At 70.2% G+C, this 13,949-nt stretch carries 15 protein-coding genes and 1 riboswitch; of the genes, 12 read left to right on the forward strand and 3 right to left on the reverse strand.

Going from position 1 to position 13,949, the window contains the following annotated elements; translation table 11 throughout:
* Positions 1–23: 23 nt before the first annotated feature.
* Entirely contained in the window at positions 24–1,061 is a 1,038-nt protein-coding gene (gene moaA, locus AC0IWM_RS22535; RefSeq protein ID WP_471758736.1) for a GTP 3',8-cyclase MoaA, read from the reverse strand.
* Between the two features lie 204 nt (positions 1,062–1,265).
* Here moaA and AC0IWM_RS22540 point away from each other — a divergent pair, with 204 nt between their 5' ends.
* The 11 genes from AC0IWM_RS22540 (at position 1,266) to AC0IWM_RS22590 (ending at position 10,329) form a co-directional block, all read left to right on the forward strand.
* On the forward strand, positions 1,266–1,739 hold the full coding sequence (locus AC0IWM_RS22540; protein ID WP_471758738.1) for a gamma-butyrobetaine hydroxylase family protein: 474 nt from the start codon (positions 1,266–1,268) through the stop codon (positions 1,737–1,739).
* 45 nt (positions 1,740–1,784) lie between these two features.
* Complete coding sequence (locus AC0IWM_RS22545; RefSeq protein ID WP_471758740.1) at positions 1,785–3,158, forward strand: MATE family efflux transporter; 1,374 nt, start codon at positions 1,785–1,787, stop codon at positions 3,156–3,158.
* 186 nt (positions 3,159–3,344) lie between these two features.
* The gene (locus AC0IWM_RS22550) at positions 3,345–3,908 is read left to right on the forward strand and encodes an iron transporter (RefSeq protein ID WP_471758742.1); all 564 of its coding nucleotides are present in this window, start codon (positions 3,345–3,347) and stop codon (positions 3,906–3,908) included.
* A gap of 5 nt (positions 3,909–3,913) precedes the next feature.
* Positions 3,914–4,252, forward strand: coding sequence for a cupredoxin domain-containing protein (locus AC0IWM_RS22555; RefSeq protein WP_471758744.1), 339 nt, complete (start codon positions 3,914–3,916; stop codon positions 4,250–4,252).
* A 34-nt stretch (positions 4,253–4,286) separates the two neighbouring features.
* On the forward strand, positions 4,287–5,744 hold the full coding sequence (locus AC0IWM_RS22560; RefSeq protein ID WP_471758746.1) for a 4Fe-4S binding protein: 1,458 nt from the start codon (positions 4,287–4,289) through the stop codon (positions 5,742–5,744).
* A gap of 49 nt (positions 5,745–5,793) precedes the next feature.
* Positions 5,794–6,618, forward strand: coding sequence for an FTR1 family iron permease (locus AC0IWM_RS22565; RefSeq protein ID WP_447678569.1), 825 nt, complete (start codon positions 5,794–5,796; stop codon positions 6,616–6,618).
* A 5-nt stretch (positions 6,619–6,623) separates the two neighbouring features.
* Entirely contained in the window at positions 6,624–6,995 is a 372-nt protein-coding gene (locus tag AC0IWM_RS22570) for a tRNA-binding protein (RefSeq protein ID WP_471758748.1), read from the forward strand.
* A 42-nt stretch (positions 6,996–7,037) separates the two neighbouring features.
* Positions 7,038–7,376, forward strand: a complete 339-nt coding sequence (locus AC0IWM_RS22575; RefSeq protein ID WP_471758750.1) for a hypothetical protein — start codon at positions 7,038–7,040, stop codon at positions 7,374–7,376.
* 144 nt (positions 7,377–7,520) lie between these two features.
* Positions 7,521–8,405, forward strand: coding sequence for an HpcH/HpaI aldolase/citrate lyase family protein (locus tag AC0IWM_RS22580; RefSeq protein WP_447678572.1), 885 nt, complete (start codon positions 7,521–7,523; stop codon positions 8,403–8,405).
* A gap of 73 nt (positions 8,406–8,478) precedes the next feature.
* Complete coding sequence (locus AC0IWM_RS22585) at positions 8,479–9,078, forward strand: hypothetical protein (protein WP_471758752.1); 600 nt, start codon at positions 8,479–8,481, stop codon at positions 9,076–9,078.
* 144 nt (positions 9,079–9,222) lie between these two features.
* Entirely contained in the window at positions 9,223–10,329 is a 1,107-nt protein-coding gene (locus AC0IWM_RS22590; protein WP_471758754.1) for an alkene reductase, read from the forward strand.
* 232 nt (positions 10,330–10,561) lie between these two features.
* Here AC0IWM_RS22590 and AC0IWM_RS22595 read toward each other — a convergent pair whose 3' ends face one another.
* Both AC0IWM_RS22595 and AC0IWM_RS22600 read right to left on the reverse strand, forming a co-directional pair.
* Positions 10,562–10,882: a hypothetical protein gene (locus AC0IWM_RS22595; RefSeq protein ID WP_471758756.1), complete on the reverse strand. Its 321-nt coding sequence runs from the start codon at positions 10,880–10,882 to the stop codon at positions 10,562–10,564.
* Positions 10,879–13,176, reverse strand: a complete 2,298-nt coding sequence (locus AC0IWM_RS22600; protein ID WP_471758758.1) for an FdhF/YdeP family oxidoreductase — start codon at positions 13,174–13,176, stop codon at positions 10,879–10,881. The genes AC0IWM_RS22595 and AC0IWM_RS22600 overlap by 4 nt, the downstream gene beginning before the upstream one ends.
* 297 nt (positions 13,177–13,473) lie before the next feature.
* Between AC0IWM_RS22600 and AC0IWM_RS22605 the strand changes: the two genes are divergently transcribed.
* Positions 13,474–13,785, forward strand: coding sequence for a hypothetical protein (locus tag AC0IWM_RS22605; RefSeq protein ID WP_471758760.1), 312 nt, complete (start codon positions 13,474–13,476; stop codon positions 13,783–13,785).
* 73 nt (positions 13,786–13,858) lie between these two features.
* Positions 13,859–13,949: riboswitch (cobalamin riboswitch) on the forward strand. This riboswitch is flagged as partial in the annotation.

The following is a 13,949-nucleotide window of genomic DNA, read 5'->3' on the forward strand; positions in this document are numbered from 1 at the left end:
GAGCGTCAAACCGATGCGGAGACTTATCCGCCGGTGACGCTCATGTGGCGCGGCACGGCGGCGGGCCGCGCCCGCTCGATGACGAAGTCGTGGCCCTTGGGCTTGCGGGCGATGGCGTCGATCACCGCCTGGGTCACCAGGGCGTCGTCGGGTGAGGCGCGGAGCGCCGCGCGCAGATCCGCGGCGTCCTCCTGGCCGAGGCACATGTAGAGCTTGCCGGTGCAGGTGAGGCGCACCCGGTTGCAGCTCTCGCAGAAATTATGGGTCAGCGGCGTGATGAAGCCGAGGCGTCCGCCGGTCTCGGCGATGCGCACGTAGCGCGCCGGGCCGCCGGTGCGGTCGGGCAGGGGGGTCAGCGTGTAGCGCTGCTCGAGCCGGGCGCGGGCGACCGAGAGGGGCAGGAACTGGTCGGTGCGGTCGCCCTCGATCTCGCCGAGCGGCATGACCTCGATCAGGGTCATGTCCATGCCGTCGCCGTGCGCCCAGGCGATCATGTCGGCGATCTCGTCCTCGTTGACGCCCTTCAGCGCCACCGCGTTGATCTTGACCTTGAGGCCGGCTTTCCGCGCCGTCTCGATCCCGTCGAGCACGACCTTGAGGTCGCCCCGGCGGGTCACCGCGCGGAACTTGTCCGGGTCGAGGGTGTCGAGGGAGACGTTGACGCGGCGCACGCCGAGTTCGGCGAGTTCCGGCGCGAAGCGGCCGAGCTGCGTGCCGTTCGTGGTCATCGTCAGCTCTTCGAGGGCTCCCGTGTCGAGGTGACGGGACAGGCGCCGGAACAGGTGCATGATGTCGCGGCGGACCAGCGGCTCCCCGCCGGTGATGCGCAGCTTCTTCACGCCGCGCTGGATGAAGACGGCGCAGAGCCGGTCCAGTTCTTCGAGGGAGAGCAGATCGCGCTTGGGCAGAAACTGCATGTCGTCGGACATGCAGTAGACGCAACGCAGGTCGCAGCGATCGGTGACCGAGATGCGCAGGTAGGTAATCGCCCGCTGGAACGGGTCGATCAGCGGCGCGGGAGCGACCGGGACGGCATCGTCGGTGGCGCGGGGACCCCACATGCGGGATTCTGTGCTCTGTTGGGGTGAGGAAACGTTGGCGCGGTCGCGTGACGAACCTAACATGGCACGTCATATGAGGTCTCGCGTGGTCGCGGGCAAGTTTGCGTAGGTCGCAGGCGCCATGCATGCCAAGCGCTGTGCCAAGCGTTGTGCAAGGCAATCCGTGTAACGGCCGGCGGCCGACGCGGCCGGAAGGAAGCCATCATGACTCAACAGGCTGTCGATCCGCACGCGGCCCCGGCCGCTCCCGAGCGCTGGCCCACCGAGATCCGCCTCTCGGGCGACAAGCGCACCCTCAACGTCGCCTTCGAGGATGGCGGCCGCTTCGCCCTGCCGGCGGAGTACCTCCGGGTCTCGAGCCCCTCGGCCGAGGTGCAGGGCCACTCGCCCTCCGAGCGCAAGGTGGTGGGCGGCAAGCGCGACGTGGCGATCCTCAAGGTTGAACCGATCGGCAACTACGCGGTCAAGTTGACCTTCGACGACATGCACGATACCGGTCTCTTCGGCTGGGGCTACCTCTACGATCTCGGGCGCGAGTACCGGAACCGCTGGGCGACCTACCTGTCCGAGCTGGAGGATCGGGGCATGAGCCGCGATCCCGTGCGCCGGAGCGCGAAGCCGGCCGCGCCCCCGAGCGACACGGGCGGAAGCTGCGGCAGCGGCTGCGGCTGCCACTGATCGGATCGACCGCTGCCCGAAAGGCCGCTGCAGGATCTCATCGCCATGACGCCGTCCACTCAACCGGCCACCAGCCGGCGCGTCCTCGCGCTCGCCCTGCCGATGACGCTCGCCAACGTGACGACGCCGCTGCTGGGCTTCGTTGGCGCGACCGTGATCGGCCGGCTCGGCGATGCCGCGCTCCTCGGCGCGATGGCGCTCGGGGCGGTGATCTTCGACGCGATCTTCTGGTCGTTCGGCTCGCTGCGCATGGCCACCGCCGGGCTCACCGCGCAGGCGGTGGGCGCCCGCGACGCCGCCGAGGTCGAACGGACGCTGGCGCGTGCCCTCGCGGCGGCGCTGCTCGTCGGGCTGGTGATCGTGGTGCTGCAGGGGCCGATCGGCCGCGCCGCCTTCTCCCTGAGCGGGGCGAGCCCCGCCGTGATCGCGGCGCTGGCGGCCTATTTCCACATCCGCATCTTCGCCGCCCCCTTCACCCTTGCGAACTACGCGATCCTCGGATCGGTGCTGGGACGCGGGCGGACCGATCTCGGGCTGATCCTGCAGGTCGCCATCAACCTCACCAACATCGTCCTCACCCTCGCCTTCGTCCTGTACGCGGACATGAGCGTCGCCGGCGCCGGGCTCGCCACCCTGATCGCCGAGGCGGCCGGCGCCGTCCTCGGGCTCGTGCTCCTGGCGCGCCTCGGCTCGCGGCCCTTCGCGGTGCCGTTCCGGGTGGTGCGCGATCCCCTGGCCCTCGCCCGGATGCTCAGCGTCAACGCCGACGTGATGATCCGGACCCTGCTGCTGGTGGGCTGCATCACCCTGTTCTCGGCGCTCGGCGCTCGCTCCGGCGACGTGGTGCTGGCCGCCAACGCCGTCCTGTGGAATCTCTTCATGATCGGCGGCTTCTTCCTCGACGGCTTCGCCACCGCCGCCGAGACCCTGTGCGGGCAGGCGGTGGGCGCCCGGGACGAGGCCCGCTTCCGCCGCGCCGCGCGCCTGAGCCTGCTCTGGTGCCTCGCCTTCGGCGGCGCCATCGCGGGCGCCTTCCTCCTCGCCGGCAACGCCTTCATCGACGCGGTGACCACCAGCCCGGAGGTGCGGGCCATGGCCCGGCTCTACCTGCTGCCGGCCGCCCTGGCGCCCCTGATGGCCGCGCTGCCCTTCGCCTTCGATGGCATCTACATCGGCGCCACCTGGACGCGGGCGATGCGCAACCTGATGCTCGCCGCGAGCGCGCTCTACGGCCTTGCCCTGTTCGCCGCCCACGCCGCCGGTCTCGGCAACGGGGGGCTGTGGCTCTCGTTCCTGATTCTGCTGGGCGGCCGCGGGATCAGCCAGGCGCTGGCCTATCCGGAGCTGACGCGCCGGACCTTCTCCCGGACAGGCGAACGCCCTCTGGATAAACCGGCCGGCGAATTCACGCCTGCGTGACGCCGGCCGGACGCGGTGCGCGCCGGCACTTGCGTTCCCGGCCGCGCGCAAGACGAGACACTGAAGCATCCAGCGGGATTTACTTGGATCGTCAGGTAGAACCTTAGTTTGGAATTGTTCTTATTAAGGAACGTGACGAAAAAGCCTCTTTGCTTGTTTTATCGTCTGGTCTACGCGCTAGCCACGATGCGCAAGAATCTCCGCTCCTCCCTCGCCCTGGCCCTCCTGCTCGCCGGCGCCGTCTCCCTCGGGAGCGGCGCTCAGGCCAAGGAGACGCCGATCGGCCCGCACGTCATCCAGAACGGGATCGAGGTGGGCGCCGTCTACCTGCAGCCGATCGAGATGGACCCGCCGGACATGATGCGCGCCGCCGCGCAGTCCGACATCCACCTCGAGGCCGACATCCACGCCGCCAAGGACAACCGCAACGGCTTCGCCGAGGGCGACTGGGTCCCGTCGCTGACGGTCAGCTTCGAGATCACCAAGCTGGAGGGCGAGGCCGCCACCGGCCCGAAGGTCTCCGGCTCGCTGATGCCCATGGTCGCCAATGACGGCCCGCATTACGGCGACAACGTCAAGCTCTCTGGCCCCGGCCGCTACCGCCTGAAGCTCACCGTCGCGCCGCCCGGCCCGCACAGCCATTTCGGCCGCCACGTCGACAAGGAGACCGGCGTCGCCGAGTGGTTCAAGCCCTTCGACCTGATCCAGGACTTCACCTTCGCGGGTATCGGCAAGAAGGGAGCCTACTGAGCCCCATGGCCGTTCTCCGCCGCATCCTGGCCTGCGCCTTCGCGGGCGGTCTCTTGGCCGCCTCTCCGGCGCGCGCCGAAGACCTGCCGGTCATCAAGGTCGAGATGAAGGACGGGACCATCACCCCGAACGTCATCGAGGTCCCGGCCAACACCCGCTTCAAGCTCGAGATCACCAATACGGGCACCAGCCCGGTGGAGTTCGAGAGCGTGGAGCTGAAGCGCGAGAAGGCGCTCGCCGCGGGCGCGACCTCGTCGATCGTCTTCCGCACCGTCGATCCCGGCAGCTACGACGTGTTCGACGACTTCCACCCCAACTCCAAGGCCACCCTGGTGGCGAAGTGAAGCGACACCCGTAACCCTGGCGAATCCAACCGGAATGGCAGCCTCGACGTCCCTCAAGCCGCACGACGTCCGCCCGCCGCGCGACACCCGCACGCCGGGTGACGCCTGGATCGACGCGAAGCTCGCCGATCTCGGGGCCTGGATGCAGCGCCATGGCGGCACGATCCGCACCATCCAGTGGGGCGTGGTCGCCATCTACCTCGTGCTGGTCGCGGTCCCGGCCTTCCTGCCGCTGCCCGACCGCAGCGCGCACCTGTGGAACGACCTGACCGTCTTCGCCCAGTTTGCCTTCTGGGGCATCTGGTGGCCCTTCGTGCTGGTCAGCATGGTGGTGGTCGGGCGGGCCTGGTGCGGCATCCTCTGCCCCGAGGGCGCGCTGACCGAGTTCGCCAGCCGCTGGAGCCTCGGCCGCGCCGTGCCGCGCTGGATCACCTGGGGCGGCTGGCCCTTCGTGGCCTTCGCCGGGACCACGGTCTACGGCCAGATGGTCAGCGTCTACGGCTACCCGAAGCCGGTGCTCGCGGTGCTCGGCGGCTCCACCGTGGCGGCGATCGTGGTCGGGCTGCTCTACGGCCGCAACAAGCGGGTCTGGTGCCGCTATCTCTGTCCCGTCAACGGCGTCTTCGCCGTGCTCGCCAAGCTCGCGCCGGTGAGCTTCCAGGTCGATCATGCGGCCTGGGCGGCCTCGCCCAAGCCCCGCGGGGCCACCGCGTCCAAGCCCCGCGGCGATGCGTTCAACTGCGCGCCCCTGGTGCCGGTGAAGACCATGAACGGCGCGGGCGCCTGCCACATGTGCGGGCGCTGCTCGGGCTATCGCGGCGCCGTGCGCCTCGCCCGGCGCTCGCCCACCCACGAGATCGTCCACGTCGCCGGCACCGAGCCGAGCCTCGACCAGACCGTGCTCATCCTGTTCGGCATGATGGGCCTGGCCGTCGGCGCCTTCCAGTGGTCGTCGAGCCCCTGGTTCATCGACGTCAAGCAGGCGCTGGCCACCTGGCTGATCGAGCGCGGCACGACCTGGCCCCTCGAGACCACGCTGCCCTGGTACGTCCTGACGAACTATCCCGAGCACAACGACGTGCTCAGCGTCCTCGATGGCGGGCTGCTGCTGGGCTACATCGCCGCCGCCGCGATCGTGCTCGGCCTCTCCCTCTCGGGCCTGGTGGCGCTGGCCACCCTGTCGCTCGGCTGGTCCCGGGCGCGCTTCCACCACCTCACCCAGACGCTGATCCCGGTGGCGGGCTGCGGCGTCTTCCTCGGCCTCTCGGCCCTCACCGTCACGTTCCTGCGCGGCGACGGCATCCTCATCCCCTACGTCTCGGAGATGCGCGCCGCGCTGCTCCTGGGCACCAGCCTGTGGAGCGTCTGGCTCGCCTGGTCGGTGGCCGGGCTCTCGGCCCGGGGCCTGCGGCGCATCGGGGCGACGCTGGGCATCGCCGCCGCCTGCGCCCTCTCGGTCTCCGGCTGGGTGCTGCTGTTCTGGATCTGGTAGGGCGGCCGCCACGGCCGCGACTGCGAACACGCGAAAAGGAAACCTCCGCATGATCGGAGCCTTCGTCATCGCCTTCCGCGAGGTCATCGAGGCGGGCCTCATCATCGGCATCGTGCTGGCCGCCACCCGTGGAATCGCCGGACGCGGCCGCTGGATCGGCCTCGGCGTCCTCGGCGGCCTCGCGGGGGCCGCCCTGGTGGCGTTGTTCGCCGAGAAGATCTCCGATGCCTTCGAGGGCGCGGGCCAGGAGATCCTCAATGCGGGCGTGCTGATCGTCGCCGTGCTGATGCTGATCTGGCACAACACCTGGATGGCCAAGCACGGGCGCGAACTCGCGGGCGAGCTGCGCGCGGCCGGCGAGGCGGTGCGCACCGGCCAGAGCACGGCCGCCGGCCTCGCCCTCGTCGTCGGCGCCGCGATCCTGCGCGAGGGCGCCGAGCTCGTGCTGTTCCTCTACGGCCTCGTCGCCTCGGGCACCTCCGGGCCGGACATCCAGTTCGGCGCCCTGGCCGGCGTCGCCGTGGGTGCGGCGACCTCCTCGGTCAGCTATTTCGGCCTCGCGGCGATCCCGACCCGCTACGTCTTCTCGGTGACGAGCGGTCTCATCGTCCTGCTGGCGGCGGGCCTCGCGGCGCAGGCGGCGCAGTTCCTGACCAATGCGGGCCTTATCACCGTGCTCGACCGGCCGCTCTGGAACACCTCCGCCATCTTGCGCGAGGACAGCCTCGTCGGCCGCGTGCTCCATGCCCTCGTCGGCTACACCGACCGCCCGAGCGGCATGCAGGTGCTGGTCTACCTCGGCACCATCCTGGTCATGGTCGCGCTGATGCAGGTCTCCTCCGCCGGCAAGCGCCGCCAGCTCCGCACGGCCTGAGCGCCATGCACGTCACCCACGCCGCCGGCGCGCCGGCCGCCCCGGCCATCGACTTCGATGCCTTCCTGGCCGTGGACATCCGTGTCGGCACCGTCGTGTCGGCCGAGCCCTTCCCGGAGGCGCGCAAGCCCGCCCTCAAGCTCGTCATCGATTTCGGGCCGGCGATCGGCACGAAGCGGTCGAGCGCGCAGATCACCGAGCATTACCGGCCCGAGGACCTGCCCGGCCGGCAGGTCGCCGCGGTGGTGAACTTCCCGCCGCGTCAGATCGGCAAGTTCCTGTCCGAGGTGCTGACCCTGGGCTTCGCCGATACCCAGGGCGCGGTGGTGCTGTTCCGCCCCGACCAGGCGGTGCCGAACGGCAGCCGCCTGTTCTGAGGTCGGGTTGCCCGGCGGGCGGTTTTTCGCCATTCCTGCGGCATGACCGAGCCAGCGGACGACGAGGGTGGCCTCGCCTGGGACCAGGACTTCGCCGACCAGCTGATCGGCGCGACGCTCCTCGTCGGCATCACCTACCTCCAGCACGACGGCACCCTGGTGCGGCGCGAGCAAGTGTTCGGGCCGGTGACCGCCGTCGATGCGGAGATCGGGATCACCCTCCTGCGCAGCGACACCGGCGAGCCCTACATCGTGGCGCCCGTCCTCGAAGCGATCGAGCCGGCCTCGCCCGGCCACTACCAGCTCACCGATGCGGACGCGGTGATCGAGGACCCGGACTACACCGTGACCTTCAGCGTGACCGCGCCCCTGCGGCACTGATCCGGCCGGACGCGCCAAGGTCTCGTCCGGTTCGCGCCAGTGCGGTGCAACAGAATCGCTGGAATGCCACGCCATTCTGGCGTCGTCGGGGTGTCTCCGTCGGCGTGTTGCACTAAGCTTCAGCGCAAACCACGGGAATACCTCATGTCCGACCTCCGCCTTCGCCGCAGCGTGCTGTATATGCCCGGTTCGAACCAGCGGGCCCTCGACAAGGCGAAGACCCTGTCCGCCGATTCGCTGATCCTCGACCTGGAGGATGCGGTGGCGCCGGACGCCAAGGAGGTCGCCCGCGAGCAGGTCTGCGCCGCCGTGAAGGGCGGCGGCTACGGCGAGCGCGAGATCATCATCCGCGTCAACGCCCCCCAGACGCCCTGGGGCGAGGCCGACCTCAAGGCGGCGATCGAGGCGCGCCCCGACGCGATCCTGATGCCGAAGGTGTCCTCGCCGGCCGTCCTGGAGAGCATCGCCAACCACCTCGAGGCCCTCGACGCCCCGGAGAGCATCGCCGTCTGGGCGATGATCGAGACCCCGGCCGCGATCCTGAACATTCAGGACATCGCCAAGGCGCAGCGGGACCGGCGCACCCGCCTGACCTGCTTCGTGCTCGGCACCAACGATCTGGCCAAGGACACCTGGGCCCAGCTCGTGCCCGGCCGCGTGCCGATGCTGCCCTGGATGATGTTCACCCTGGCGGCCGCCCGCGCCGAGGGCCTGACCATCCTCGACGGCGTCTGGAACGACATCGAGGACGTGGCCGGCTGCCGGGCCGAGTGCCAGCAGGCGCGCGACCTCGGCTTCGACGGCAAGACGCTCATCCACCCCAACCAGCTCGAGCCGGCCAATACCTGCTTTGCCCCCTCCGACGAGGAGGTCCGCCGCGCCCGCCTCGTGATCGAGGCCTTCGACCGCGAGGAGAACGCCAAGCGCGGCGCGATCAAGATCGAGGGCCGCATGTACGAGCGCCAGCACATCGGCATGGCCCGCCGGGCGGTGAACTGGCGCGAGGCGATCGCCGCCAAGGGGTATTGAGCGGCTGGTTCGCGCAGCATCGGTTCTCCGAGATGCGTCCGCTCGCCGCTCGGCCGCCGACGGGCCTGCGCCGATGATCGTCGAGATCCCGGGCGAGATCACCTTCTCGCGGACCTACAACATCCCGCCCGTCTCGGTGCCGCTTCCGCTGGCGGCCCATGCCCGCACCTTCGGGCAGGCCCTGATCACGGCCATCGCGTGGTGCTTCATGATGCCCACGCTGGTGCTGCTGCTGCTGATACTCCCGTTTTCCGTCTCGCTTGCCGATGGCAGGCCAGTCGGATCGTTGGTGGCTCTGGGGAGCCTGGCCTTCCTGTTGCTGGGCTTCATGCCGACGGCGCTCTTCGGCCTGGAAGATTTCACCCGTAACGGACCGACCCTGATCGTCGGTCCCGACGGCGTCGCCGACCGGCGTTCCGGGCTGACCCTTCGCTGGACGGACGTGGCGGCCGCGCGGATCGTCTGGACACATAATGGGTGCGGGGTTCGCCTCACCCTGCGGACACCCATCGCGCCTCGGTTCCTGTTCGATCGCGGCGGTACGGGGTTGCTGGGGCGTCGAGCGCCGGACCAGTACAGCGTCGAGATTGGCAATCTTACCGTCCGCCCGCATGTGCTCGGCCAGACCATGCTGGCGCTGGTGGAGGCGAATGGCGGGACGGTGAAGCGCTGAGCGCTCACGGTCCCGAACCCACGAGTGCGGCAGGGCAGGACTGCGTCCGGCCTCCGGGCTGGAACACCCTCCGGCGCCGCTGCTTGTCCCGGCTGAAGCCGGCGCCGCCGCGCGCTGCGCCCCAGCCAGGACAGAACCGACCGCATGAGCCCGATCCTCGCGCCCTTCACCCTGGGCGATCTCACCCTGAAGAACCGCGTCGTGATGGCGCCGCTCACCCGCAGCCGCTCCTCCACCGAGGGCGTGCCGCCGGACTTCGCGGTGGATTACTACGCCCAGCGCGCCAATGCCGGCCTCATCATCAGCGAGGCCACCAACATCTCGCCCCAGGCCGTCGGCTACGCCTATACGCCCGGCATCTGGAGCGAGGCGCAGGTCGAGGCCTGGAAGCCCGTCACCGCCGGGGTCCATGCCAATGGCGGGCTGATCTTCCTGCAGCTCTGGCACACCGGCCGGATCTCGCATCCCGACGTGCAGCCGGACGGGCAATTGCCGGTGGCGCCCTCGGCGCTCAAGCCCGAGGGCACGGCCTTCACCGAATCCGGCATGCAGCCGCACGTGACGCCGCGGGCGCTGGAGACGGACGAGATCCCGGGCATCGTCGAGGATTATCGCCGGGCGGCCGAGAACGCCAAGCGGGCCGGCTTCGACGGCGTCGAGATCCACTCGGCCAACAACTACCTGCTCGAACAGTTCGTGCGCGATTCCACCAACCACCGCACCGACCAGTATGGCGGCTCGATCGAGAATCGCCTGCGCTTTCCCCTCGCGGTGGTGAAGGCGGTGACGCAGGTCTGGGGCGGCGGCCATCGCGTCGGCATCCGCCTGTCGCCGGCCACCACGGAGCCCGGCAAGACCCCCCTCGACAGCGATCCGAAGGCGACCTTCGGCGCCTATGTCGAAGCCCTCAACGCCTTCGGCCTGCTCTACGTCCACACCATCGAGGGTGTGACCCAGCAGACCCGCGACGTGCCGGACTCGGTCGATTTCGGCCAGATCCGCAAGCGCTTCAAGGGCGCCTATATCGGCAACAACCAGTACACCCTGGAACTCGCCGAGAAGGATCTGGCGGAAGGCCGCGCCGACCTGTTCAGCTTCGGCCGCCCCTACATCGCCAACCCGGATCTCGTGCGGCGCCTGGAGACCGGCGCGCCGCTGGCGGAGGCCCCGAAGCAATACTGGTACGGCGGCGGCGCCAACGGCTACTCGGACTGGCCGGGCATGAACGGGCCGGTAGCGATCAAGCGCTGAGCGGGGTGTTTACCTCCCTCTCTCCTCCATTGGGGAGGGTGCTTGCGGGGCCGGCGGGCCGGGACGAGGTCCCGCAAGAGGCGGCGACCTCTCCGGACAAGGCGTAGCCCTCACCCGGCCCGCGTCGCGGGTCGTCCTCTCCCGCCGAGGGAGGAGGGAAGGCTCGGTGAATATCCGCGCCATGCGGTCAGGCAGGCGCCGCGCCCGTGCGAAGCGGCGCGTTGCCCCGAAGTCACCCGTGCAGATGCGCCAGCACCGCATCGCCCGCCGGGCTGGCGACGTAGCGGGTGCGCTGGGTTCGCGGATTGCGGTCCTGCAGGACGAGGAGGCCGGCATCGCTGGCCAGGGTCTCGACGGCGCGCAGCACGAGGGCGTGCTCGAGGCCGAAGACGCGGGCGAAGCTGCGGCTGTCTCGCGCGAAGTCGAGGTGGAGGGCAGCGAGGAGGCCGGCCTCCAGGGTCGAGAGGCCGGGTTGGAGGGCCGCCACCGCGTCGGTGACCGCGAGGAAGGTCTCGGCCAGTTCCTCTTCCGACGTCCCCGAGGGTTCGCTCATGCGGCGGCCGGGGCGCGCAGGCGCACGAGGACCGACTTCGAGGTCGGCGTGTCGCTCTCCACGCCGAAGGTCGAGAGCGGCACTAGGACGTTGAGTTCCGGGTAATAGCCGGCCAGCGACCCGCGCGGCATGTCGAAGGGCACGAGGCGGAAATTCTCGGCCACCCGGGTCACGCCGTCGGCATGGGTGCCGACGATGTCGACCCGGTCTCCCGCCCGGGCGCGGATCTGGGCGAGGTCGTCCGGATGGGCGAAGACGACGCGCCGCTCGCCGTAGACGCCGCGGTAGCGGTCGTCGAGGCCGTAGATCGTGGTGTTGTACTGGTCGTGGCTGCGGAAGGTCTGGAGCACGAAGGTGTCGGCCGCGCGCTGCGCCCGCTGATGCTCCGTCGCCTCCGGAAGCGGGCCGGCGGAGAAGTTGGCCCGGCCGGTCGGCGTCTCGAAGCTGCGCTCGGCGGCGAGGTTCTTCAGCATGAAGCCGCGTGGGCGCCGGACGCGCAGGTTGTAGCCGGTGAAGCCCGGGATCGTCCGCTCGATCAGGTCGCGGATCCGGTCGTAATCGTCGGCCAGCGACGCCCAGTCCACCCGATCGGAGCCGACGGTCGCCGCCGCCATGCCGGCGATGATGCCGATCTCGGAGCGCAGCTCGGCCGAGGCCGGCTTGTTGATGCCCCCCGAGCCGTGGACCATGCTCATGGAATCCTCGACCGTGACGATCTGGGTCTTGCCCTTCGAATTGCGGTCGATCTCGGTGCGGCCGAGGCAGGGCAGCAGGTAGGCGACGCGGCCGGGCACGAGGTGCGAGTGGTTGAGCTTCGTCGCGATGTGGACGGTGAGCGCGCAGGAGGCCAGGGCCTTGGCGACGAGCGTCGTGTCCGGGGTCGCGCGGGCGAAGTTGCCGCCCAGGCCGATGAAGGCCTTCGACGAACCGTCGAGCATCGCCCCGATGGCGGCCAGCACGTTGTGGCCGTGCCGGCGCGGGGCCGTGAAGCCGAATTCCCGCTCCAGGGCGTCGAGGAGGGCGGCCGGCGGCTTCTCGTTGATGCCGACGGTGCGGTCGCCCTGCACGTTGGAATGGCCGCGCACCGGGCACAGGCCGGTGCCGGGACGGCCGACATGGCCGCGCAGGAGCATGACGTTGGTGAGTTCGCGGACGGTGGCAACCGAGTGCCGGTGCTGGGTCACGCCCATCGCCCAGGTGCAGATCACCTTGTCGGCGGCGAGATAGACCTCGGCCGCGACCTCGATGTCGGCGCGGGTCAGGCCGGACTGGTCCTCGATCGCCTCCCAGGTCGTGGCGTCCACGGCCGCCCGGTAGGCTTCGTGATCCGCCGTGTGGTTGCGCAGGAAGGTGCGGTCGAGGCGCGACGGCTGGCCGGCGACCAGCGCGGCGGCGTCGGCCGCGAACACCGCCTTGGCGATGCCCCGGAACGCCGCCATGTCGCCGCCGAGCCGCGGCTGGTAGTAGTGGCTCGCCACCGGTGCGCTGGCGCCGCGCAGCATCTCGACGGTGTTCTGCGGGTCGGCGAAGCGCTCGAGACCGCGCTCGCGCACGGGGTTGAACACCACGACCTTCGCCCCGCGCTGGGCGGCGCGCCGCAGGTCGCCGAGCATGCGGGGATGATTGGTGCCGGGGTTCTGCCCGACGACGAAGATCGCGTCGGCCTTCTCGAAATCCTCCAGGAGCACCGTGCCCTTGCCGACGCCGATGGCCGCCTGCAGGGCGATGCCGCTGGCCTCGTGGCACATGTTCGAGCAGTCGGGAAAGTTGTTGGTGCCGTAGTGCCGGGCGAAGAGCTGGTAGAGGTAGGCGGCCTCGTTGGAGGCGCGGCCCGAGGTGTAGAACTCGGCTTGGTCTGGGTGATCGAGCCCGCGCAGGGTGGCGCCGATCTCCGCGAAGGCGGCATCCCAGGTCGTGGTGACGTAGCGGTCGCTCGCCGCGTCGTAACGCATGGGATGCGTCAGGCGGCCCTCGCCCTCCAGGGCGAAGTCGGTCCAGCCGCGCAGCTCGGTCACGGTGTGCCTGGCGAAGAACTTCGGCGGCGTGCGCTTGTCGGTGGCCTCCCAGGAGACCGCCTTCACGCCGTTCTCGCAGAATTCGAACGAGGAGCCGTGCTCCGGGTCGCCCCAGGCGCAGCCCGGGCAGTCGAAACCGTCGGGCTGGTTGGCCTTCAGCAGGGCGCGGGCGCCCGACAGCGGCGCCCGGCTGCCCAGCAGATGCTTGCCGCAGCTTTTCAGCGCCCCCCAGCCGCCGGCGGCGGACGAACGCTTGGGAGACGCGACCGGATGGTCCATGAGCAGGTCCTGGAACGCGGCACCCGCGCCCGAGGATCGGTCGCGAAACGGGGCCGTAGCGCCCCAGCGATATCGCGATGCGAAGCGGGCGCTCAATCGCGCGAAAGCGCAGGCCAGTCATGCCGTTAGGGGTACCATGCGTTTTTTGCAGAGCCGGCCGTGAGCCGGTTGAAATCGTTCCAGACCGCGGGTCCGAAATCCGGGGCGCAATCCGCGCGTCTTGGTCCCTGGTGAAGCGCCGGGGGATCGCCTAACCCTCTGGCCGGATCGGTGGCGCGAAACGCGGGAGCGCGGGAGATGAGGACACCGGTGAGGATCTTCGCGGCCACGGCCGTCGCCCTCGCGGTCGGGCTCGCGGTGATGGCCCATGATCGCCAGATCGGTGCCGAATGGGCCGTGTCGGCCGAGCAGATCGCCGACGCGCGGGCCTACGGCAAGCCCGGTGTCGAGCTGCCGCCGGGGCACATGGTGACCGAGCCCCTGCGCAGCGAGGGGGCGGAGCGGCTTCCGCTGAAGTGGATCCTCCTCGGCCTCGCGGCCGGGGGCGCCGTCCTGGCCGGGACCGGCCATCGCCGCGTGCCGGCCCGGAAGCCGGAAGGCCGAATCTGAGGCGGACCTGTCTCGCACCGGGCACACCGCCCTGAAATTCCCGTGCGGGCATTGACGCCGCGCGGGCGCATCGGGCCTCCTGTCGTCCGACGGTTCCTCCCCGGAGGATCAAAAGGGAACGCGGTGAGGGTTGCAAACCCGATGCCGCGGCTGCCCCCGCAACT

It is taken from the genome of Methylobacterium sp. AC433, from assembly GCF_979253015.1.